Source organism: Pseudonocardia sp. CA-142604 (assembly GCF_050948475.1).
GTDB classification, from domain to species: Bacteria; Actinomycetota; Actinomycetes; order Mycobacteriales; family Pseudonocardiaceae; genus Pseudonocardia; species Pseudonocardia alaniniphila.
Window position 1 is genome coordinate 600,456 of sequence record NZ_CP192045.1, and the last position, 20,289, is coordinate 620,744.

At 70.9% G+C, this 20,289-nt stretch carries 23 protein-coding genes; 14 read left to right on the plus strand and 9 right to left on the minus strand.

Translation table 11 applies throughout. The features are described from left to right. Nucleotides 1–17: 17 nt before the first annotated feature. Nucleotides 18–1,238 (minus strand): ABC transporter permease, encoded by a 1,221-nt coding sequence (locus tag ACQPZQ_RS02855; protein ID WP_433291741.1) that lies wholly within the window; start codon nucleotides 1,236–1,238, stop codon nucleotides 18–20. Then, nucleotides 1,235–1,939, minus strand: coding sequence for an ABC transporter ATP-binding protein (locus ACQPZQ_RS02860; RefSeq protein WP_433291745.1), 705 nt, complete (start codon nucleotides 1,937–1,939; stop codon nucleotides 1,235–1,237). The genes ACQPZQ_RS02855 and ACQPZQ_RS02860 overlap by 4 nt, the downstream gene beginning before the upstream one ends. 464 nt (nucleotides 1,940–2,403) lie before the next feature. On the opposite strand from ACQPZQ_RS02860, the gene ACQPZQ_RS02865 reads away from it, so the two are divergent. The 4 genes from ACQPZQ_RS02865 (at nucleotide 2,404) to ACQPZQ_RS02880 (ending at nucleotide 5,469) form a co-directional block, all read left to right on the plus strand. Next, a complete protein-coding gene (locus ACQPZQ_RS02865; protein ID WP_433291747.1) occupies nucleotides 2,404–2,685 on the plus strand; it encodes a hypothetical protein in 282 nt (93 codons plus the stop codon). 745 nt (nucleotides 2,686–3,430) lie between these two features. Next, the gene (locus ACQPZQ_RS02870) at nucleotides 3,431–4,018 is read left to right on the plus strand and encodes a GNAT family N-acetyltransferase (protein WP_433291749.1); all 588 of its coding nucleotides are present in this window, start codon (nucleotides 3,431–3,433) and stop codon (nucleotides 4,016–4,018) included. A 143-nt stretch (nucleotides 4,019–4,161) separates the two neighbouring features. Next, the gene (locus tag ACQPZQ_RS02875; protein ID WP_433291751.1) at nucleotides 4,162–5,061 is read left to right on the plus strand and encodes a TIGR03619 family F420-dependent LLM class oxidoreductase; all 900 of its coding nucleotides are present in this window, start codon (nucleotides 4,162–4,164) and stop codon (nucleotides 5,059–5,061) included. An 87-nt stretch (nucleotides 5,062–5,148) separates the two neighbouring features. Beyond that, nucleotides 5,149–5,469, plus strand: a complete 321-nt coding sequence (locus ACQPZQ_RS02880) for a hypothetical protein (protein WP_433291753.1) — start codon at nucleotides 5,149–5,151, stop codon at nucleotides 5,467–5,469. A gap of 25 nt (nucleotides 5,470–5,494) precedes the next feature. On the opposite strand, the gene ACQPZQ_RS02885 is transcribed toward ACQPZQ_RS02880, so the two are convergent. Continuing rightward, nucleotides 5,495–6,148: a class I SAM-dependent DNA methyltransferase gene (locus ACQPZQ_RS02885; RefSeq protein WP_433291755.1), complete on the minus strand. Its 654-nt coding sequence runs from the start codon at nucleotides 6,146–6,148 to the stop codon at nucleotides 5,495–5,497. Nucleotides 6,149–6,357: 209 nt separating this feature from the next. On the opposite strand from ACQPZQ_RS02885, the gene ACQPZQ_RS02890 reads away from it, so the two are divergent. Next, a complete protein-coding gene (locus tag ACQPZQ_RS02890) occupies nucleotides 6,358–7,098 on the plus strand; it encodes an ATP-binding protein (RefSeq protein ID WP_433291757.1) in 741 nt (246 codons plus the stop codon). 6 nt (nucleotides 7,099–7,104) lie between these two features. On the opposite strand, the gene ACQPZQ_RS02895 is transcribed toward ACQPZQ_RS02890, so the two are convergent. Further along, nucleotides 7,105–8,448, minus strand: a complete 1,344-nt coding sequence (locus tag ACQPZQ_RS02895; protein ID WP_433291759.1) for a PP2C family protein-serine/threonine phosphatase — start codon at nucleotides 8,446–8,448, stop codon at nucleotides 7,105–7,107. 200 nt (nucleotides 8,449–8,648) lie between these two features. Here ACQPZQ_RS02895 and ACQPZQ_RS02900 point away from each other — a divergent pair, with 200 nt between their 5' ends. The 4 genes from ACQPZQ_RS02900 to ACQPZQ_RS02915 all read left to right on the plus strand — a co-directional run bounded on the left by ACQPZQ_RS02900 (nucleotide 8,649) and on the right by ACQPZQ_RS02915 (nucleotide 11,499). Beyond that, the gene (locus ACQPZQ_RS02900) at nucleotides 8,649–9,062 is read left to right on the plus strand and encodes an ATP-binding protein (RefSeq protein WP_433291761.1); all 414 of its coding nucleotides are present in this window, start codon (nucleotides 8,649–8,651) and stop codon (nucleotides 9,060–9,062) included. A gap of 113 nt (nucleotides 9,063–9,175) precedes the next feature. After that, entirely contained in the window at nucleotides 9,176–9,586 is a 411-nt protein-coding gene (locus ACQPZQ_RS02905) for a YciI family protein (protein WP_433291763.1), read from the plus strand. Between the two features lie 105 nt (nucleotides 9,587–9,691). Then, nucleotides 9,692–11,005: an RNA polymerase sigma factor gene (locus tag ACQPZQ_RS02910; protein WP_433291765.1), complete on the plus strand. Its 1,314-nt coding sequence runs from the start codon at nucleotides 9,692–9,694 to the stop codon at nucleotides 11,003–11,005. Between the two features lie 53 nt (nucleotides 11,006–11,058). Continuing rightward, complete coding sequence (locus tag ACQPZQ_RS02915; RefSeq protein WP_433291767.1) at nucleotides 11,059–11,499, plus strand: hypothetical protein; 441 nt, start codon at nucleotides 11,059–11,061, stop codon at nucleotides 11,497–11,499. Between the two features lie 21 nt (nucleotides 11,500–11,520). Here ACQPZQ_RS02915 and ACQPZQ_RS02920 read toward each other — a convergent pair whose 3' ends face one another. After that, entirely contained in the window at nucleotides 11,521–12,642 is a 1,122-nt protein-coding gene (locus tag ACQPZQ_RS02920) for a zinc-binding dehydrogenase (protein WP_433291769.1), read from the minus strand. Between the two features lie 181 nt (nucleotides 12,643–12,823). Between ACQPZQ_RS02920 and ACQPZQ_RS02925 the strand changes: the two genes are divergently transcribed. The 3 genes from ACQPZQ_RS02925 to ACQPZQ_RS02935 all read left to right on the plus strand — a co-directional run bounded on the left by ACQPZQ_RS02925 (nucleotide 12,824) and on the right by ACQPZQ_RS02935 (nucleotide 15,285). Further along, on the plus strand, nucleotides 12,824–13,327 hold the full coding sequence (locus ACQPZQ_RS02925; protein WP_433291771.1) for a beta-class carbonic anhydrase: 504 nt from the start codon (nucleotides 12,824–12,826) through the stop codon (nucleotides 13,325–13,327). Nucleotides 13,328–13,503: 176 nt separating this feature from the next. Further along, a complete protein-coding gene (locus ACQPZQ_RS02930; RefSeq protein WP_433291773.1) occupies nucleotides 13,504–14,352 on the plus strand; it encodes a L,D-transpeptidase family protein in 849 nt (282 codons plus the stop codon). A gap of 15 nt (nucleotides 14,353–14,367) precedes the next feature. Then, nucleotides 14,368–15,285 (plus strand): hypothetical protein, encoded by a 918-nt coding sequence (locus tag ACQPZQ_RS02935; protein ID WP_433291775.1) that lies wholly within the window; start codon nucleotides 14,368–14,370, stop codon nucleotides 15,283–15,285. Nucleotides 15,286–15,344: 59 nt separating this feature from the next. Here ACQPZQ_RS02935 and ACQPZQ_RS02940 read toward each other — a convergent pair whose 3' ends face one another. Beyond that, nucleotides 15,345–15,824: an ATP-binding protein gene (locus tag ACQPZQ_RS02940; RefSeq protein ID WP_433291777.1), complete on the minus strand. Its 480-nt coding sequence runs from the start codon at nucleotides 15,822–15,824 to the stop codon at nucleotides 15,345–15,347. 210 nt (nucleotides 15,825–16,034) lie between these two features. On the opposite strand from ACQPZQ_RS02940, the gene ACQPZQ_RS02945 reads away from it, so the two are divergent. Both ACQPZQ_RS02945 and ACQPZQ_RS02950 read left to right on the plus strand, forming a co-directional pair. Next, on the plus strand, nucleotides 16,035–16,379 hold the full coding sequence (locus ACQPZQ_RS02945; RefSeq protein WP_433291779.1) for an STAS domain-containing protein: 345 nt from the start codon (nucleotides 16,035–16,037) through the stop codon (nucleotides 16,377–16,379). A 103-nt stretch (nucleotides 16,380–16,482) separates the two neighbouring features. After that, nucleotides 16,483–17,382: a DMT family transporter gene (locus ACQPZQ_RS02950; RefSeq protein WP_433291781.1), complete on the plus strand. Its 900-nt coding sequence runs from the start codon at nucleotides 16,483–16,485 to the stop codon at nucleotides 17,380–17,382. Nucleotides 17,383–17,394: 12 nt separating this feature from the next. On the opposite strand, the gene ACQPZQ_RS02955 is transcribed toward ACQPZQ_RS02950, so the two are convergent. The 3 genes from ACQPZQ_RS02955 to malQ all read right to left on the minus strand — a co-directional run bounded on the left by ACQPZQ_RS02955 (nucleotide 17,395) and on the right by malQ (nucleotide 20,250). Then, nucleotides 17,395–17,745 (minus strand): RNA-binding S4 domain-containing protein, encoded by a 351-nt coding sequence (locus ACQPZQ_RS02955; protein WP_433298976.1) that lies wholly within the window; start codon nucleotides 17,743–17,745, stop codon nucleotides 17,395–17,397. A gap of 65 nt (nucleotides 17,746–17,810) precedes the next feature. Then, entirely contained in the window at nucleotides 17,811–18,257 is a 447-nt protein-coding gene (locus ACQPZQ_RS02960) for an SRPBCC family protein (protein ID WP_433291783.1), read from the minus strand. A gap of 46 nt (nucleotides 18,258–18,303) precedes the next feature. Beyond that, nucleotides 18,304–20,250: a 4-alpha-glucanotransferase gene (gene malQ, locus ACQPZQ_RS02965; protein WP_433291785.1), complete on the minus strand. Its 1,947-nt coding sequence runs from the start codon at nucleotides 20,248–20,250 to the stop codon at nucleotides 18,304–18,306. Nucleotides 20,251–20,289 lie beyond the last annotated feature (39 nt).

Consider the following 20,289-nt stretch of genomic DNA (forward strand, 5'->3'; position numbering starts at 1 on the left):
TCCTGCCATGGTCACGTTCACTGGTAGCGGAGGGCCTCGATGGGGCGCAGCCGTGCCGCGCGGTTCGCCGGATAACCGCCGGCGACGAGGCCGATCAGCAAGCTGATCGAGAAGGAGAGGACCACCGAGCCGACAGACACGACGGGTGGTGGGAAGTCCGGGACGAGCTGGGGCAGCACCGCGGCACCCGCGAGCGACGCGCCGACGCCGATCAGGATCCCGACCAGGCCGCCCAGCCCGCTCAGGAACATCGACTCGAGAAGGAACTGCTGGAGGATCACCCCGCGGCGCGCGCCGATCGCCTTGCGGATGCCGATCTCCCGGGTCCGCTCGGTGACGGTGACCAGCATGATGTTCGCGACGCCGATGCTGCCGACGACGAGCGAGATGCCCGCGACGGCGCCGGTGAACAGCGTCAGGAACGTCAGGAACTGCGAGGACTGGTCGAGCAGGCTCTGCAGTGCCTGGACGTTGAAGTCACGTTCAGCCGCCTCCCGGATGCCGTGCCGGGCGGAGAGGATGTTCGTGATCTGCTCGGTGGCCGCCGGCACCGTTGTCACGGAGTCGGCCCTGGCGATCATGCTGCTCAGGCTGTCGCCGCCGCCGAGGAGGTAGCTGCGCGCGGCCCCCAGCGGCATGATCGCCACGTCGTCCTGCTGGCCGCTGATTTCTGCGACCCCGATGACCCGGAAGATCGTGCGGCCGATCCGGATCTCCTTGCCCAGCGCGGTGGCCGGGCTGGCGCCGAAGAGCTCGGTGGCCGGGTTCGGGCCGAGGATCACGACCTTGGCCTTCGTCCGGACCTCCGACTCGTTGAAGTTCCGGCCGACCTGCAGGTCACGGTCGTTGACCTCGAGATAGTCGGCCGTGGTTCCGACGATCGACGTCCGGTACTGGCCACCTCCGACGAGCTGGAGCAGCCCGGTGCCGCCGACGACCGGCGTGACCGACTCGACGTTCGGCGCCTTCGCCGAGTCCTGAAGCGCCTCGAGGTCGGCGTCGGTGAGATCCCGGGCGCGTCCGCCGCTCGGCGCGCTGCCCTGGGTCGGGTTCACGGTGATCTGGGTGGCCAGCGATCCGAAGATGTCGTTGAAGCCGGACTGGATGCCGTTGCCCAGGGCGACGAGGATGATCACCGCGGCCACGCCGATGACGATGCCGAGCGTGGTGAGCGCCGAGCGGAGCCGGTTGGCCCGGAGACCGCGCATCGCGATCCGGGCAGTCTCGAGCAGGTTCATCCTTCGGCCCCGACTCCGCTGCGCACGCGGTTGCGAACGTCGCGAACGATCTTGCCGTCGCGCAGTTCGATCACCCGCTTGGCGAACTCGGCGACCTCGTCCTCGTGGGTGATCAGCACGACCGTGCGTCCCGTGTCATTCAGCTCCACGAGCAATTTCATGATCTCGACGGTGGACGCCGAGTCCAGGTTGCCGGTCGGCTCGTCGGCCAGGATCATCGCCGGGTCGGTGACCAGCGCCCTCGCGATCGCGACGCGCTGCTGCTGGCCGCCGGACAGCTCGTTGGGCATGTGGCCCTGGCGCTCACCGAGCCCCACCCGCTCCAGCGCCGTGCGAGCCCGCGCCCGGCGTTTCCGGTGGCCGACCCCCGCGTAGACGAGCGGCAGTTCGACGTTGCGCACCGCCGAGGTCCGCGCGATGAGGTTGAAGGACTGGAAGACGAACCCGATCTGCTGGTTGCGGATCTCGGCGAGCCGGTTCTCCTTGAGCCTGCTGACGTCGATCCCGTTCAGCATGTACTTGCCGGACGTCGGCACGTCCAGGCAGCCGAGGATGTTCATCATCGTGCTCTTGCCCGACCCGGACGGGCCCATGATCGCGACGAGGTCGCCTTCGTCGATCTTCAGGTCGACCGCGCTCAGCGCATGAACCTTGATCGGTCCTGTGCGGTAGAGCTTGGAGACGGCCTCGAGCTCGATCACTTTCCCCCCATCGTGGGAACGCCCGAAACCAGGAAAGACGTCCCCGTTACTCAAACGGCGCAAAGCCGTCGGAGTTACATCCCCGAAGTCCACTCGACCGAGGGGTAGGTCGGCTTGCATCGTCACGCTCAGTAGGTTCGCCGGCGCCCGTCGCTGCCCCGTACCAGGTCGAACCCGCCGCCGCACGGCAGCAGGCCCGGGGTTCGGGCACCGGCCGCACTCATCACAAGGTGTGACGCACAACACGTTGATCGCAGGTTTCGCAGCTGAAGGCGGCGAGGCTTCCGTGCTCGCATTCCGGTGAGCGGCGTAGGCCGGGCGGGCGAATGGGTGAGTGCTTACGCTGCCGTGATAAAGCGGCCCGGAATCTTGGCAGAATTCTTACGCAGATAGTCAGTCCTGCCAGTTCCCTGCGGAGTCGCGTCGCGGCAGCCTTGACGTAGCGGTTCGACGCTCTGGAAGGGATGACGACGATGGCCGGGCGGGTTCGTGGCCTGATCGACAAGGTCCGCGCTGCGTTCTGCAACTTGAACGAGCTGGAGCAGCGGCGGGAGCTGCTCGACCGGCCCTGGGAGGAGGACTTCCTCCACTGGGCCGCGGACGGAACCCTCCATGGCGATCGGATCCCGCCGATCGGTAGGCGCCGGTACAGCACCACGTCGGGCGGATGGTGCCCGAGGCTCGCGTACACCGCGGCCGAGGAGCCGCCGACCCGCCGCTTCCCGGGCCGGATGGCCGACGAGTGAGCGCGCTCCGCGGGAGTGCCGGGCAACCGACGTAGCGGGCACGTTGCCGGAAAGTGATCGATCCGGCGGTGCCCTCCGGGTCATGTCGCTGGCCGGAGCTGTGTCGGCACGGCGGTGGTCGTCGAGCTCGATGCCTGACGCCGACGACGGCCCGGTCAGCGACGCCGAGCAGGGCCACCGAGGAGTTGTTCCGCGATCCGGCAACCGGCCGGGTGATGCGTGTGTGGATCGATCCCATGAACGGCGCGCGGCACTACGCGGAGGCCGGGCCGTAACGACTCAGGCCGCGCTGGCCCCGCCGCCGTCGATCGGCGTCCGACCGGCCCGGTGCGGATCACCGGCCCATTCCACCGACGGCTGAGCCGTGACGGTCACGCTGCTGCCGCAGTTCCAGCACGTCGGCTCGACGGCTGCATCGCGGCCTTCCACATCACAGGACGCGCAGTACCAGTGTGCGACCACTCGGACGGGCATCGTGGCCTTCCTGTTGGTTCTCGGAGCCACGCTGTTCCCGACGGGGCTGGGCCTGCGACCCGGTGAAGCTCGTGCATCCAGTGCACGCCGCCGAATTGAGTAGTGCAAGTCGGTACGTATGGATCCATCCGAAACGCCCAGATTGCGGACGTGATTACGCCCACCTGGACGACGAGTCGGCGGCGATGGACTACGCAGTTCGCGGCCCAGGTGCGCCGAGTTTACGCTGATCGCTACCATACCGCATACAGTATGCGGTAGCGTCGCGACCGTGACCGACGCCTGGAAGCACCGCCCGACGTTGTCCGGTGAGCACGTCGTGCTCGAGCCCCTCGCCCCTGAACATGCCGAAGGTCTCCATGAGGCGGGCTCGGACCCCGCAATCTGGACCTGGCTCGCCGCCCGCCAACCCGAGGACGTCGGGGGGATGCGCAAGCTCGTGGACAGCATCCTCACCGACGGCAGTCGGCTGGCCTGGGCACAGGTCGACGCGAAGACCGGGGAGGTGGCCGGTACGACGTCCTTCTATCAGATCGACGCGAACCACCGGGTGCTCTCGATCGGCCACACCTGGATCGGCAAGCGGTGGCAGCGCACCCCGCTCAACAGCGAGTCGAAGCTGTTGATGCTGCGCCATGCCTTCGAGGAGCTCGGAGCCAACAGGGTGTCGCTGGAGACCGACATCCGCAACGAGGCGTCCCAGCGCTCCAACGAGCGTCTCGGTGCACAGCGGGAGGGCGTACTGCGGGGCCATCGCATCCGCCCCGACGGCACGGTGCGCGACACCGTCGTCTACTCGGTGATCGCCGAGGAGTGGCCGGAGGTGTCCGAGAGGCTGGTGGCACGGCTCGCGCGGTAACCGCGCGCTCCCGCGGCGACATGGACACGTGTCGCGGTTCGGCCGCGAGCCGATTCCGCGTCATGTGTCCATGTCGCCCGCCGGGAAGACGTGGGTGACGCCGATCTCCTGCCCTGCCGAGCGGCGCGCGTTAGGTTCGGTGTGTGCAGATCGGTATCGGAGCGCCAATCTCCGGCGCGTGGGCCACCCCGGAGAACCTTGCTCGGTTCGGAGTCGAGGCGGAGGAACTCGGCTACGAGTCGCTGTGGACATTCCAGCGTCTGCTCGTCGGCGAGAACCAGCAGTTGGCGCCGGTGTACCAGAGCGTGCTGGACCCGACGGTGGCGCTGGCGTTCGTTGCCGCGCGCACATCGCGGGTGCGCCTCGGGGTGGCGGTGATCAACCTGCCGTTCCTCTCCCCGGCGTACATGGCGAAGCAGGCGGCGACGCTCGACCGGTTGTCCGGGGGGCGGCTCGATCTCGGTCTCGGACTGGGGTGGTCGGCCGAGGAGTTCGCGGCAGCCGGTGCGTCCATGGAGCGGCGGGGGCCCCGGACCGTGGAGTACCTGGAGGTTCTCCGCACCCTGTGGGACGACGAGGTGAGCCGGTTCGACGGCGAGTTCTACACCGTGTCGCCGAGCCGGATGGAGCCCAAGCCGGTTCAGCGCCCCGGGCCACCGGTCCTGCTCGGCGGCAAGGCGCCCGCTGCTCTCGCCCGCGTCGGCCGCATCGCCGACGGGTGGGTCAGCGCCAGCGCCACCGACCTGAACGTCATCAGCAAGGACATCGACACCATCCGCGAGTCCGCGGAGAAGGCCGGTAGGGACCCATCGGCCCTCAAATTCGTGTGCCGCGGAGTCGTGCGCCTCGACGGCCCGCCGGACAAACGGTTGTCCGGCCCCGCCGACAAGATCCGTGAGGACGTGGCGTGGCTCGGTGAGCAGGGCCTGACCGACGTCTTCTACGACCTCAACTGGGATCCGGAGATCGGCAACCCCGACGCCCCGGTCGCGGCGGCCACCGACCGCGCCGCGGAAATCATGCAGGCCCTGCGGCCACGCTGACGCGGTACGTCCCGGCAGGCGTGCGATCCTGGCACGCATCAGCTGGCCGCTTCCCCCGGCCGTCGATCGTCGTCGGTGGAGGAAGCCGTGTACCAGTCGTGGGCGTCGACCACGGGCAGGCCGCCGCAGCCGTTGGACCGGCCGGTCTGGGTGGACCTGTCGGCCTTCTACGGCCCGCCGGACGACTCGGTCGCCGGCGCCGAGGATCCGCCGCCCGGTGGGTGGCTCGTCGCCACCGGCCGCGTGCCCGGACTGCTGAAGTGGTGGGCGCGTGCCGTCGACGGCCGGTGGTTCGGCAAGGTCAACTTCGCGGTCTGCGACTCGTACGGCGCCGTCGTCGCGGAGCATCTGGCCGCGCTCGTCCCGGCTTCCGCGCTGACGCCGCGCGAGGCAGACCAGCACCGGTGACGGTGCCGTGATCACAGGCGCCAGGTCACGCGGGCTTGCGGGCGAGCAGGTAGGCCTGCTGCGTCTTCTCCACGCCTCCCCGGTAGTCCTCCGGTTCACGCAGGATGGTGGCCCGCATCGACAGACCGGCCCGGGTCAGCAGTTCGGCGACGTGGTCAGGGCGGCGGCGGTGGAAGACGAGCGACAGCGCGTGTCCCAGTCCTTCCGTCCGGTGCACCGGCTCGTCGCCCACCTGGAAGGCGAGCAGCACGTGCCCACCCGGGGCCAGCACGCGGTGGAACTCGGCGAACGCCTCCGGTAGCCGCTCGTCCGGCACGTGGATGGTCGAGTACCAGGCCGTGATGCCGGCGAGGCCGCCGTCGGGCAGGTCCAGGGTGAGCATCGAGCCCACCTCGAACCGCAGACCCGGATGCAGCCGCCGGGCCACCGCCACCATCTTGGGTGACAGGTCGATCCCGAACGCCGTCACGCCCAGGGCGTTCAGGTGCGCCGTCACGCTGCCGGGTCCGCATCCGAGGTCGGCGACCGGCCCCGCGTCCTGCGTGAGCTCGGCGAACCAGCCGAGGAGTGCGCGGTCGGGCGGCTTGCTCGCCAACTCCTCGCGGAACTGTTCGGCGTAGCCGTCGGCCACGGCGTCGTAGGACGCCCGGGTTGCCTGGAGGAAGTCCGGTCCGATCACGGTCGGGCACCGTAGTCCGGGCTCGGCAGCGATCAGCACACATCGGAGGGGTGCGTCGCGGCCGGAGGGGAATCACCTCGGCGTGGACGCTCGCGACGCGGGTGGCGAGGACGGGCGCGGTGATCGCGTAGGCGGCCGATGACCGGCCGGAGCAGACCTGCCCGGAATGCACCGGTTTCGCCTATCCTCCGCGGGAGGAGGTCAGTGGCGTGGTGGTGAGCGGAGTCCTCAACCGCCTCGAGGTGCGCGACGACCACGCACTCGTCGAGCTGACGGGCGTCCTGCGCCTCGGCACGATGGCGGACGTGCGGCGGTTGTTGATCAAGTTGCTCGCCGACCACGAGCGTCTCCTCATCGACCTGTCCCGGATCCGGCTCGAATGGGAGCCTGCCGTTCAGGTCTTCCCGTCAGCCCTGACCGACGCAGGGGGCTGGCCCGCCGCCCGGCTGGTGCTCTTCGGGGCCGACGAGTGGATGAGCTCGAACCTGCAGGCCCTGCACGTTCAGCGGACGGTCCCGGTCGTGCTCACCCGTGCCGACGCCGAACGTCGCGTGCTCGAGAGGCCCGACCGCGTCACACGGGCCCGGGAGCTGCCGGCAGATTCCGGTGCACCTCGTGCGGCGCGGATGTTCGTGTCCGACGTGTGCCTGGACTGGGGCGTGGTGGACCTGTACGAGGATGTCGCACTCGTCGCCAGCGAGCTCGTGACCAACGCGGTCGTGCACGCTGCGAGCACGAGCCGCCTGCGCATCGGCCTGGATCATCGCGGGTTGTGGATCGAGGTCCGGGACTACCGTCCCGGACACGCTCCCAGGCCGCGTCCCCGCATCATCGGCGGAAACGGTGGCCGTGGCCTGCACGTCGTCGACGCCGTGGCCCACCAGTGGGGGGTCACCGACCACCCCGACGGGAAGACGGTCTGGGCGCTGATCCGCCTGCGTTCCGGGTGACTGCGATCAACCGCCCGGAACGCCGAGCGCCAGCAGCGCGATGTCGTCGCGGGGTGGCGGGTCGAACCTGGCGATGTGCGCCACGAGGTCCCTGACGACATCGGCGGCCGTGCAGCCACGCCCCGTGCTGAGCAGCCGGGCCACACCGTCCTGGCCGAGCTGTTCGCCGCCGACCGCGGTGTCGGTGAGCCCGTCCGTGTAGAGCAGGAGCGTCTCGCCCGGCCGCAGCGTCAGCCGCCACGTCATGAAGTACGCATCGGGCACGGCGCCGACGAGCATCCCCACGCGCCGGGGCCCGGCCTCGACGGCAGAGGTGCAGCCGACGTCGAGCCCCTGCTCCCCGGCACGGAGCCGGAGCGGCGGTTCGTGACCGCCGGTGCCGAGGGTGACGAGGACGCCGTCCGGCACTCCCGCGTCCTGCTCCAGGATCCCGTAGATCACTGTGGCGAACCGGTTCTCGGTGGCGGGGTCCTGGAGCAGTACGCCGTTCACCTCCGACAGCACCCGGATCGGGTCCGGATCGTGGAGTGCGGCCGCACGCAGGCTGTAGCGCGTCATCGAGGTCAGCGCCGCGGCCGGTGCCCCGTGCCCGCAGACGTCGCCGAGGAAGAAAGCCCACCGTCCGTCGGGCAGCGCGAACACGTCGTAGAAGTCGCCGCCGACGTCCCGAGCCGAGGCGGTGTGGTAGTGGCAGGCCAGCTCCAGGCCCGGCACCTCGGGCAGCGCGGGCGGCAGCAGGGTGCGCTGGAGCGTGCCCGCGAACTGCTCGATCTCAGCCCGGTGCTCGTCGGCCTGCCTGCGCAGCTGCCGCTCCGCCCGTACCGTGCGCAGCGCGGACAGGCGCTGCTCGAGCTGGTCCATGACGATCTCGGCGAGGTCCTGCAGCGCCGCCAGTCCTGCAGCCGTGACCTCACGGGGTTCGACGTCGAGCACGTTGATCGTGCCGAGCCGGTGCCCGTCGCGGGTCACGATCGGGGCCGCGGCGTAGAAGCGCACCCCCATCGCCGCCCGCACCAGAGGATTGTCGGAGGCCCGTGGGTCGAGCAGCACGTCGCTGACGACGTAGGGCGCCTTCGGCAGCACCGCGGACGCGCAGAGCGCCGGCTCCGGACCCAGCTGGCGGACTCCCTCCAGCCCGTGCGCCGCCGTCAACCAGACGCGGTCCTTGTCGACGATCGTGACCGTCGCGATGGGTGCGTGGAACCAGCGCGCGGCCAGCGCCGCGATGCGGTCGAAGGCGCCATCGGGTGGCGCGTCGAGGATCTCGTAGCGCGCCACGGCGGCCAGCCGGTCCAGGTCTCGGGCGTCCTGGACCGGGGCGATCCGTGCCTGCTCGTCATCAGCGCCCACCGCAGCCTCGTTCTCGTATCCGCACGTCAGGGGCGTCCCGTCCGGTGAGCGTACGACAGCATCGGAGGCCCGATAAGTGGATGCTTACTGGTGGGGACATCCGTGTCAGCCGGTTGCTCGCACCTTTCCGGCATTCGGCCGACGGATCCCACGAGTGGGAGAATCGGTTGTGCCGACCGGCGGCGGGGTAAGCCGACTTCGTGGTGGCGAACGGCGGGCTGGACGGGCGGGTTCGGCATCGGACGCTGCCCGCGGAGCTCGGCTCGACCAGAGCCGCACGGGAGACGGTCCGGGTGGCGTGCCGCGACTGGCGGGTGGACGACCACACGTGCGACGACGCCCTCCTCGTCGCCACGGAGCTCGTCGCGAACGCGGTGGACCACGCGCAGACGCCGTGCGTCCTCATCCTCAGCCGTGATCATGACGGGCTGCGCATCACCGTGCGGGACTTCGCCCCGCGGCAGCTGCCGGAGCTGCAGCCCGTGGACGTGACGGCGGCGCGGGGGCGAGGGCTGCAGGTGGTCGCGGCGGTGTCCAGGGACTGGGGCGTGACCACGGTCGACGGCGAGAAGTCGGTCTGGGCGGTCCTGCAGGAGGAGGGGACGGAGGCCTAGGGCCGCCTCGCAAAAAAATCTCCGGAGGTCTGTCGAAGTCGAGCCACCTCGTTCGACGCAGGGGTGGAGCCGGAAGCCCGGCTCCGCACATGCGGACATCGAGGAGGCACGAGATGCGGTTCATGCTCCTGTTGAAGGGTGACCCGGGCGCCGACGCACGCCCGAGCGACGAGCTCATCGGCGCGATGCAGAAGTACGGGGAGGAGCTGCACAAAGCCGGGGTGCTGCTCGCTGGCGAGGGGTTGGAGCCGAGCGCGACGTCGGGGGCGCGGGTCATCTACTCCGGCGGGAGCCGGAAGGTGGTGGACGGGCCGTTCGCCGAGTCCAAGGAGCTGGTGGCGGGCTACTACCTCCTGCAGGTCTCGTCGCGGGAGGAGGCGATCGAGTGGGCGTCCCGGTGCCCGGTCGAGTTCGCCGTGCAGGGTGACGAGGAGGCCGTGGTCGAGGTCCGGCGCATCGCCGAGTTCGGCGACCAGGACGCGGTCGGCGAGGCCCACCGTGCTGTGCGGGAGCAAGCGCGATGAGGTCCCGGAAATGGGCACTGGACCGGGCGAGCCGCCTCTACGGCGAGCGGGTCGGTTGAAGGGCTCCTTGCCGGGCGTCCCGTCACGATGCTCTGATACGGCGCCGTGACGGGAACCCCGACGAACCGTGCGATCGAGGCGATCTGGCGTATCGAGTCGCCGAAGCTCATCGCCCGTCTGACCCGGATCGTGCGCGATGTCGGGCTCGCCGAGGAGATCGCACAGGACGCACTCGTCGCCGCGCTCGAGCAGTGGCCGCAGGACGGAGTACCGCGCAATCCCGGCGCGTGGCTGACGGCCACCGCCAAGCACCGGGCGGTGGACCTGGTCCGCCGAGAGGTGCGACTCGGGCAGAAGATCGTCGAGCTCGGCCGCGACCTGGAGGTGCGGCAGGCGACGGACGTGCGGAACCTCGGAGCCGAGACCGACGGAGCCGACAGCGACATCGACGACGACCTTCTGCGCCTCGTGTTCGTCGCCTGCCACCCGGTGCTCTCCACCGAGGCACGGGTCGCGCTGACCCTCCGGGTGCTCGCCGGCTTGACGACCAAGGAGATCGCGCGAGCGTTCCTGGTGCCGGAACCGACCGTGGCGCAGCGGATCTCCCGGGCCAAGCGGACGTTGGCGGAGGCTGCCGTCCCGTTCGAGGTGCCCGCCCGCGACGAGCTCGCGGAGCGGCTGCCGTCCGTGCTCGAGGTCGTCTACCTGGTGTTCAACGAGGGGTACTCGGCTACCGCGGGGGAGGACTGGATCCGTCCGTCCCTGTGTGAGGAGGCGATGCGGCTCGGCCGGGTGCTGGCCGGGCTGGCGCCGGACGAACCCGAGGTGCACGGGCTCGTCGCGCTGATGGAGATCCAGGCGTCCCGCATCCGGGCGCGAGTGGGGCCGACGGGGGAGCCGATCCTGCTGCTCGACCAGGACCGCTCCCGCTGGGACCACGTCCTCATCGGCCGCGGCCTCGCCGCGCTGTCGCGCGCGGAAGAGCTGGGCGACCGGCGTGGGGAGCACGGGGCGTACGCGGTGCAGGCCGCGATCGCCGCCTGCCACGCCCGGGCGCTCACCGCTGCCGACACGGACTGGGTCCGCATCGCTGCGCTCTACGACATCCTCGCGAAGCTCGCGCGGTCGGCAGTGGTCGAACTGAACCGGGCCGTCGCCGTCGGGATGGCGTACGGCCCCACCGCGGGGCTCGAACTGCTCGACCAGCTGGGCGGGGAGCCTGCCCTCGCGCACTATCACCTCTTGCCCAGCGTCCGCGGCGATCTGCTGGTGAAGCTGGGCCGCCACGGCGAGGCCCACGCGGAGTTCGCGCGCGCGGCGACGCTCACCGCGAACGGGCGTGAGCGGACGCTGCTCCTCGACCGGGCGGCCACAGCGCTGGCGCGTACCGGCGGAGAGGGCCCAGACCGGAGGGATTAGTCGCCGCGTCCGGTCTGTGCACGAGTACGACATCACGCGGCACCCTGGTGAGAGTGAAGGTTCTGCCGGCGGACGGGCCGGGGCACGGCGGTGCCAGGCCGAGGGGGCAGGCACGCCGATTCATGCGTGCCGCGGCGATAGCGGCCGCCGCGCTGCTCCTGTCCGCGTGCGCAGGCCTCGAGCCACCGGAGGTCGAGCAGGTGGCCTCCGCGTTCGCGGGGGCCGACCCGTCCGCCCGGTGCCAGATGCTCGCGCCCGCCACGGCCTCGGCGCTGGAGGGCAGGCAGGCCGAGTCGTGCGTGCAGGCGATGTCGCAGCTCTCGCTGCCCAGGGGTGCGGTGGTCTCCTCGACGGTGTCGGGAGACCAGGCCCAGGTACAGCTCGTCGGCGACACCGTGTTCCTGACCCTGACGAGTGACGGGTGGAAGGTCACGGCCGCCGGGTGCCGCTCGCAGGCGGACGCACGGTACGACTGCCGGCTGGAAGGCCCCTGAGATCGGCGCTCTGTTCGCGGCCTACCCGGCCGTGACTTCCGCGGGGATCACGACGGCGCGACCCGTGGCGCCCGAGCCGAGCGCGCGGTAGGCCTCGCCGACCTCGTCGAGGGAATGCCGCCCGCCGAGCAGTACGTCCAGCGGGAGACGTCCAGAGCTGTAGAGGGAGAGGATCCGGGGCAGGTCCACGGGTGGGTTGGCCGAGCCGTACAGGCTTCCCACCAGGCGCTTCTGCTGCTGGACCAGCTCGTTGATCGGCACGGCAGCGGTGGCGTCCACCGACGCGAGGCCGACGGCGATCGCGGTGCCGCCGGGTCGCAGCGCAGAGAAGGCCTGGCGCAGCGTCTGCGGCGCGCCGACCGCATCGACGGCAACCTCGGCGCCCCCGCCCGTCAGATCCTGGACGGCAGCCACCACCTCAGCCGCATCGAGCGCTGACGCGTCGACGGTGTGGGTGGCGCCGAGCTGCCGTGCCAGGGCCAGCTTGTCGGCGGCCACGTCGATCACCACCACGGGATCGGCCCCCACGAGCGTCGCGCCCATCACGGCCGAGAGCCCGACACCGCCCGCACCGATCACGAGCAACGGACGTCCCGCCACCTGACCTGCCACGTTCACCACCGCACCGAGACCGGTGATCACCGCGCAGCCCGCGACGGCGGCCACGGCGGGCGGCACGTCCTCGGGCACGCGCACCACGGCACGCTGGGAGACCACCGCCTGCTCGGCGAAGCAGGAGACACCGAGGAAGTGATGCAGTTGCTCGCTGCCGCGGCGCAGACGGGAGGTGCCGTCCATCAGGCCTCCGCTGCGAGCCTGCACCCGGCCGAAGATGCACATCACGGGACGCCCGGTGACGCAGAACTCGCAGAAGCCGCAGCGCGGGCGCCAGGTGAAGGCCACCCGATCGCCCACGGAGACGGCGTCGACATCTGCGCCGACCTCCTCCACGAGCCCGCAGCCCTCGTGGCCGAGCACGATCGGGAGCGGGCAGGGGATGTCCCCCGACATGTAGTGCAGCTCTGTGTGGCAGACCCCGGCCGCCTCCACCCGCACCCGCACCTCGCCGGCGTGCGGGTCGTCCAGCTCCACGTTCTCGACCTGAAGCGGGCTGCCGGGCTCCCGCAGTACGGCGGCCCTCATGCGCCCGTCCCGGGCAGCGCGGCCGGACGGAACTTCACCAGCGTCATCGGATGGATGCTTCTCGTCACGGGCCCATCTTGCGGGGTGCGCACCGGAGATCGCGTGTGGATCGGGCGACTCGTGTTCACGGATGGGGACGTTGATCATGCGCGGCGACGGTCCGGCCCCTAGTCTCCTGCCCGTGAGTGGTGAGGAGTTGCTGAGGCGGCACGCGGCGGACGGCGGCAGGCTCGCCGCGTCGGCGGCGCAGGGAATGGGCTCCATTCCTGCTCTCCACACAGTCGTCGTGACGTGCATGGACACGCGCATCGACGTGCTCGGGCTCTTCGGGCTGACCGTCGGCGAGGTGCACACCCTGCGGAACGCGGGCGGAGTCGTCACCGACGACGTCGTGCGCTCGGTGACGATCAGCCAGCGCAAGCTCGGCACCCGTGAGGTGCTGGTGGTCCAGCACACCCGGTGCGGACTCGCCTCGTTCACCGACGCGGAGTTCTCCGAGGAGCTCGCGCAGGACACCGGAATGCTCCCGCCGTGGCGCATCGGCACCTTCGCCGATCCCGCCGTCGACGTCGGCCGCGGAATGGCTCGGCTGCGGCGCGATCCCTTCGTGCTCCCCGACACCGTCATCAGGGGATTCGTGCTCGACATCGAGGACTTCTCGCTCCGCGAGATCCACCCGGACTGAGCAACGTCCGCTCACTTCATGTAACCGTCGTTAGACGGAACGTGAAAAAAAATCTTGGTCGTAACCCGGTTGGCGTCTGTCTCGTTTGTACTTTGCGCGCGCTGTAGCCGGGGGGCCCTCGATCGAGTGTCACCCGGACGCGGCCATCCATGTCTGATTCGCACGGTTTGGGTCCTATGCCACAGCACACCTCGCCACATCAGGTGGCGCCACCCGAAGATCGACCACGCACGTCCCGCAAGCCGCTCCTGATCGGGGCGATCGTGGGCGTTGTCGTGATCCTGGCTGCGGTAATCGGCTTCGCCGCGTTGAGCGGCCCGCCTGACGGATCACCGTCCGGCATCGCGGCGGGCGAACTCGCACCCGCCGCCGGCGAGCTTCCTCTGAGCAGCACCTACACCACAGTGGACGGTGCTCCTCAGGACAACGCGGTCGACGCCAAGACCAGCGGGATCGTCGTGCACCCCATCCGGGAGACGCCCGTGCACGACGCCCCGAACGGGCGCGCTGTCGCCCGGATGGAGACAACGCAGATCGGCGACACCTGGCTCCCCGTGATCGGCGAGGACCAGGGCTGGGTGCAGGTCCTGCTGCCGTCGAAGCCCAACGGTTCCACGGGCTGGCTGCGCTCGCAGGACGTGGAGCGTGCGAACACGCCCTACCTGATCAATGTGCACCTCGAGTCCAAGAAGCTCGAACTGCTGCGCGACGACAAGGTCGTCGGCGAGTGGACGGTCGGCATCGGCAAGGATTCCGCTCCTACGCCGGCGGGCCGCACCTTCCTGCTCGGCGCGTTCAAGGACGCCAAGCAGAGCTACTCACCGGTGATCCTCCCGCTCGGGACGCACAGCCCGACGCACGACACCTTCGGTGGCGGTCCCGGAACCGTCGCCATCCACACCTGGCCTACCGATGACGTCTACGGCACCGAGACCAGCGATGGCTGCATCCGGGTGCCACCGGACGCTCTGGACCAACTGACCAGGGTGCCGCTCGGCACCCTCGTGATGATCAACGAAGATTGAGGGGTTTGCACCACTGTGAACACGAAGAAGCTCGCCGGCGCGGGAGCGGCGGCGTTCACCGCCGCCACCGCGGTGACGGCTCTGCTCCTCGGCTCGACCGCTGCGGTTGCGCAGGAGGCTGCATCTGACTCCGCTTACGCGCTGTCGGCCTCCGGTCTTCTGAACATCGACCCGATCTCCTACGTGGAGTCGACCGACGGCAACGCGGCCGAGAACCAGCTCGCGGGCATCGGGGACGTGCTGGGTGAGAACCAGAGCGCCATCGGCGTCGGCGTGCTGACCGCCGAGGCCCGGGGTGGTGCTTCGGAGACCTCGGTCACGAAGCTCAACCTCCTGCAGCTGCTGCGCGCCGACCTGGTGCGCACCTACTGCGAGGACGGCGACGGCGGCATGGAGATCGTGCGTGGCACGCTCCTCGGCCGCGACCTGCCCGAGACGCCCGTTCCCAGCCAGGTCCTGGATGTCTCGCCGCTGGTGAAGCTGACCCTCAACGACCAGGTTCGGCACGAGGACGGCTCCCTCACCGTCACGGGCATCGAGCTCACGGTTCTGCCGGGCGCCGGCGAGAACCTGGACCGGGTGCTCACCGACGACGAGCGCGCGGCGCTGCCGGAGCTGACCGGCCTGCTCGGCACCGAGCTGCCCACCGTCAACACCGTGGGTGACCTCGTCAACGGCGTGACCGAGGGCCTCGGCGTTCAGGTCGACCCGTCCCGCCCGGTGCAGACGATCACTGTCGGCTCGGCCACCTGCAGCGCCGGCGACGGTGACGGCGACGCCGACGGCGCCGGCAACGGTGACGACGACGGCGCCGGCAACGGTGACGACAACGGCGACGACAACGGCGATGCCGATGACGCCACCGAGGTCGCCGCGGTGGGCGTCGCCCCCGCGCCGCAGGTCATGGACGCCTCCCTCCCGGTCACCGGCTGACCGACGGGAACCAATTGACGGGCGGGGGCCGATCGGCCCCCGCCCGTTCGTTTTTGCCGCTACCGCAGACCCGTTTGCCCAGAGCCGTGTTCCTGCTGCTTCAGTGAATCCGCGGCTTTGTGCAGCCGCCAGCGCATCTGCACCCTGGTGCCCGAGTCGTCGTGAGCGATCTCGACGTCATCGCTGAGCCCGCGAATGATGAGCAGGCCACGGCCGCGCCATCCCGGATCGGCCGGCGGTGGCCTCCACCGCCCCTCGTCGCGCACCATCACCACGATCTCCCCGCCCGTCGTCAGCTCCGCGTCCAGCAAGGCCGACCCGATCCGGCCGTCGAGGTCGGCTCTGTCGGAGTAGGCGTGGTCGGCGATGTTGGCCAGCGCCTCGTGCGTGGCCAGCACCAGGTCGTCCACCATTTCGGGTGGTGCGCCCAGGCCCTCCGCCCACGCGGCCACGCGGCCGCGCACCGATGACAGCTGAAACGGCAGCGCCGATCCGGTGAGGCGCAGCCTCAGCGGTTCCGGTCGTGCGGCCGCAGACATCGATCACTCCCGGGTCGGCATCCGTGCCACGGTGCGAAGATCCGGGGCAGGATCTCCGGTAAACAGCCCTGGCTTACCCGGTGCCGGGAGCGCCCAATCGGACGCCGCGTCTCCCACACGCGCTGCGGTACGGTTCGAAACTCGTCGGGCCCTTCAACAGTCGCCGGACCGCACCGCGGCCGGGCGCTGTCGGGGAAGGGGGTCGCGCCCGTGCAGGTCTCGTCACGGCCACCGGCCGTCGACCATTCGTGGTTCGCGCTCGAGATCACCGGCGCACCTCCACGGGCGACCGTGCGCGCCGTCGGCGAGCTGGACATGCTCACGGCGCCCCACCTCGAGCGCGAGCTGGAACGGCTCCGCGGCCACGGGTACTGCGACATCGACCTCGACATCTCCGGCCTGACGTTCGTCGCCGCAGCCGGTCTGAGCGCCTTCGTCCGCTGCGATCATCGCCTGCGTGCGGAATCAGGGCGATTTCGCCTCGTCGGGCCGACGCCTCGCTGCCGGCAGTTGCTGGCGATCACCGGCCTCGACGACGATCTGACGATCGTCTGACCCCACAACGAGGTTGCCGGGTCTGTCGGGCGACGGATGACCGGTTCGTGGGTATGGATCGCGATCCACATGCGTTGGGGCGGACGTGGATCAACGTGCGGCCGTGCCCGACCGGACCTGGCTGATCGCCGTCGCGGCGGCGCTGTGGGGTACCGACGGACTCCTCCGTCAGCCGCTCGCCGGGCAGCTCCCGGCAGCGACGATCGTGTTCTGGGAGCATCTGCTGATCGTCGTGGTGCTGGTGCCGTTCCTGCCCTCCGCGGCGCGAGCCTTCCGGGCTGCCACGCCGAAGGAACGCACCGCTCTGGTCCTGATCGGAGCAGGCGCCTCCGCGCTCGCGACGGCGCTGTTCACGCAGGCCTTCCAGCTCGGCGATCCCGTCACGCCGCTCGTGCTGCAGAAGCTGCAGCCGGTGATCGCCGTCGTGGCGGCAGCGCTGCTGCTCGGGGAACGCATGCGCCGCCGGTACTGGTTGTTCGCCGTACCCGCGCTCGCCGGGGCATGGTTGATGGCGTTCGCGGATCCGCTCTCGGCAGCACCTCGGGCGGCCGCAGCCGCGCTGCTGTCGGTGGCCGCGGCAGCGCTGTGGGCCGTCGGCACGGTCCTCGGCCGGATGGTCAGCGTGCGCATCGCCAGCCGAGACGTCACCGTGCTCCGGTTCGCGATCGGGCTGCCCGCCAGCGCGGTCGTGCTCGCGGCCCAGGGCGCGCCGGTCGTTGTGACGCCGGCGCAGCTCGGCCCGTTGGTGCTCCTGGCCCTCATCCCCGGCCTGCTCGGGCTGACGCTGTATTACATCGGGCTGCGCTCCACGGCCGCCGCCCGCGCGACGCTGGCCGAGCTCGCGTTCCCCGTCACCGCGGCGCTGCTGGGGGTCGGCCTGCTCGGCACCGAGCTGAGCCCGACGCAGTGGCTCGGACTGGCCGTTGTGGTCGTGGCGGTCACCGCGCTCGGGTTGCGCGAGCGGGCGCCGAAGCCGGTGGTGCAGGTCGAGCCGGTGTCCTGACCACTCGTGCCGCTACAGCGCCCCTGAGCGGAACTGGTCGAGGACACGTCGTTCGCGCTTCGTGGGGCGCCCGGCCCCGCGCTCGCGCCTGGCCACCGGGATCGCCGCCTCCGGCGGGGGAGCCGGGGTGCGGTCGATGAAACAGGTGGCGGCGTCGGCGGCTCCCACCCGCTTCTGGATCACGCGCACGACCTCCACGATCCGCGTCGTGTCGTGCACCCGGGCCCGTATCTCGTCGCCGGCCTGCACAGGCGTGGCCGGCTTGGCCGGCTTGTCGTTCACCCGGACGTGCCCGCCGCGGCACGCAGCGGCGGCGTCCGGGCGTGTCTTGGTCAGCCGCACCGCCCACAGCCAGCGGTCCATTCGGGTCGACTCCACGCCCCGATGATGGCCTGCCGTGGCGCTTTCTGCGAGCGCGTTCGCGGCTCTCAGGCGTCGACCGTGGCGATGTACGCGACGAGCTTGCCGACCTCGTGGGCCCAGCCCTCCACGTTCCCGTCGCGGTAGCGGGCCCGTCCCTCCGGCGTGTCGTCGAGCGTGGAGAAGCCGCTCTCCGTGACGACCAGCCGCGTGCCGTCCCCGTCGGGGAAGAGCCGGAACTCCACCAGCGTCGAGTTGCCGGGCTCGGGTTCGGCGTCGACCTCGCGACCCCAGCGGAAGCTGAACAGATCGATCGGCGAGACCTTCTCGATCCGGCAGACGGCCGTGCCGTGCTCGGCCCACCGCACCAGCATCAGCCCGCTGGGACGGAGGTCGATCTCGGCCCCGGCGTCACCGAACCAGCGCGAGACGTGCTCGGCCTGCGTGACGACGTCCCAGACCCGTTGCGGAGGTGCCGCGATGTGCGTCTCCCGGCTGATCTCGTCTGCCGACATCCGTCCTCCGTGGGGTCGTGCGAGCGCTCCGGAAGGTCGTATTCACTCACGGACGGCGCAGCCGCAGCTGATCGACCACCACCCGGACACGGGGGTCCTCGCGGAGCTCCTCGAGGGAGACCGGCAGCGGCAGCCGCCAGTTCGGGTACTCGTCGACCGTGCCCGGCAGGTTGGGCTGGCGCACTTCTCCGATGACGTCGTAGGGCGAGACGAGCACGAGCCGCGACCGGCTCCGGGCGAGCAGCGCGTGGATCGCGACCACCAGTTGGTCCTCGCCGGGTTCCTCACCGGTGACGAGCCCCTCGGCGCGCAGCAGCTCCACCAGCTCCAGCCGGTCGACCTTCGCCTTGGCCTCCTCCGCCGCCACGTCGTCGAGGAGGCCCAGCTCGGCGCGCGCTCGCACGTGCTCGCCACGCAGGAAGCCCACCGCGGTGGGCAGATCGTGCGTGGACACCGTGGCCACCGACTCCTCGGGCCACCGGTCCGGCGGCAGGAGCGGCTCGCCCGGTGCGTCGAGATCGCGGGTGAACCACAGGACCGAGGAGCCGAGCATCCCGCGCTCAGCCAACCCTTCCGTGACCTCGGGCTCCACGGTGCCGAGATCCTCACCGATCACCATGGCCCCCGCCCGGTACGCCTCGAGGGTGAGCACGGCGAGCATCACCTCGGCGTCGTAGTGCACGTAGGTGCCGCGGTCCGGGGACTCGCCGGGCGGCACCCACCACAGCCGCCACAGCCCCGCCACGTGGTCGATCCGCAGCCCGTCGGCCTGCCGGAGCAGCGCGCGCAGCAGGTCGCGGTAGGCGGCGTAACCGGTGGCAGCGAGCCGGTCCGGCCGCCACGGCGGCAGCCCCCAGTCCTGCCCCTGCTGGCTGAATGCGTCCGGTGGAGCGCCGACCCGCACACCGAGCGCCAGCACGTCCTGCAGCGCCCACCCGTCGGCACCTTCGGGATCGCATCCGACGGCCAGGTCGTGCACCACCCGCACCCCCTCGGCCCGTGCGGCTTCCCGCACGCCGTTGAGCTGGGCCTGCACCTGCTGTTGCACCCAGGCGTGGAACGCCACCCGCGGCGCGAGCTCCTTGCGCATGGCGGCGACGCCGGGCGCGTCCGGGTGCCGCAGCTCCTCCGGCCACCGGCTCCACCGGCCGCCGAACCGTTCCGCGAGCGCACAGAACGTGGCGAACTCCCACAGGTCCGCGCCCGCGTCATGCGGATCGGGACGGCCTTCGGACCGCCAGAGCAGCTCGAGAGCGGCGCGCTTGGCCGCCCAGACCCGGTCGTGCTCGATCCGCCCGCCCGCCGTCTCGGGGCGCAGCGCGTCGACCTCCGTGCGGGTGGGCCCGTCCGCGCGTCGATAGGCATCGAGGTCGGTGATCCGCAGCGCGAGCGGTGTGCCGAAGCGCCTGCTGGACGGCGTGTACGGCGACGGCTGAACGGGTGGCACGGGGGTGATCGCGTGCAGCGGGTTCAGCAGCACCGCGCCCGCGCCGTGCTCGCTTCCCGTCCACGTCGTGAACTCGCGCAGGTCGCCGAGGTCTCCGATGCCCCACGAGCCCGTCGAGTGCAGCGCGTACAGCTGCAGCATCCAGCCCCAGGCCCGTGGAGCGGGTTCGAGCGCGGGCGGGGCGACGACGACGGTCACCTCCCGGTCGTCCGTCTGGAGCCGGTACCAGCCCGGCTCCAGACCGGCGGGGATCTCGGTGACCTCCCGCCGCGCGCCGAACTCGTCGACCAGCACGCCGGGCCCGGGCAGCGCGCGCGGGCTGTCGGTGCGTGCGGCGATCGTGTCGGGGAGCCTCCCGGCTGCCGCGGCAGCCCGCGCCGCCGCCAGCGCGGCCTCCCGCCCTTCGGGAGTGACGGCGTCCACATCGAGCAGACCGAGCACCCGGACGACGACCTCCGGATCGATCTGCACCGGCCGCCGTTCACCGTCCCGATACTCCGTAGCCACACCGTGTGCGGCGGCCAACTCCCTCAGCTCAGCGTCCACACCGCTCCGTTCCCACAGCGCCCTGGATCTACCCCGATA

Coding starts and splice junctions, on each gene's coding strand:
- ACQPZQ_RS02855 (WP_433291741.1), bottom strand. CDS start 1,238: ATGAACCTGCTCGAGACTGCCCGGATCGCGATGCGCGGTCTCCGGGCC.
- ACQPZQ_RS02865 (WP_433291747.1), top strand. CDS start 2,404: ATGACGACGATGGCCGGGCGGGTTCGTGGCCTGATCGACAAGGTCCGC.
- ACQPZQ_RS02905 (WP_433291763.1), top strand. CDS start 9,176: ATGCGGTTCATGCTCCTGTTGAAGGGTGACCCGGGCGCCGACGCACGC.
- ACQPZQ_RS02920 (WP_433291769.1), bottom strand. CDS start 12,642: ATGAGGGCCGCCGTACTGCGGGAGCCCGGCAGCCCGCTTCAGGTCGAG.
- ACQPZQ_RS02930 (WP_433291773.1), top strand. CDS start 13,504: ATGCCACAGCACACCTCGCCACATCAGGTGGCGCCACCCGAAGATCGA.
- ACQPZQ_RS02940 (WP_433291777.1), bottom strand. CDS start 15,824: ATGTCTGCGGCCGCACGACCGGAACCGCTGAGGCTGCGCCTCACCGGA.
- ACQPZQ_RS02955 (WP_433298976.1), bottom strand. CDS start 17,745: ATGGACCGCTGGCTGTGGGCGGTGCGGCTGACCAAGACACGCCCGGAC.
- ACQPZQ_RS02960 (WP_433291783.1), bottom strand. CDS start 18,257: ATGTCGGCAGACGAGATCAGCCGGGAGACGCACATCGCGGCACCTCCG.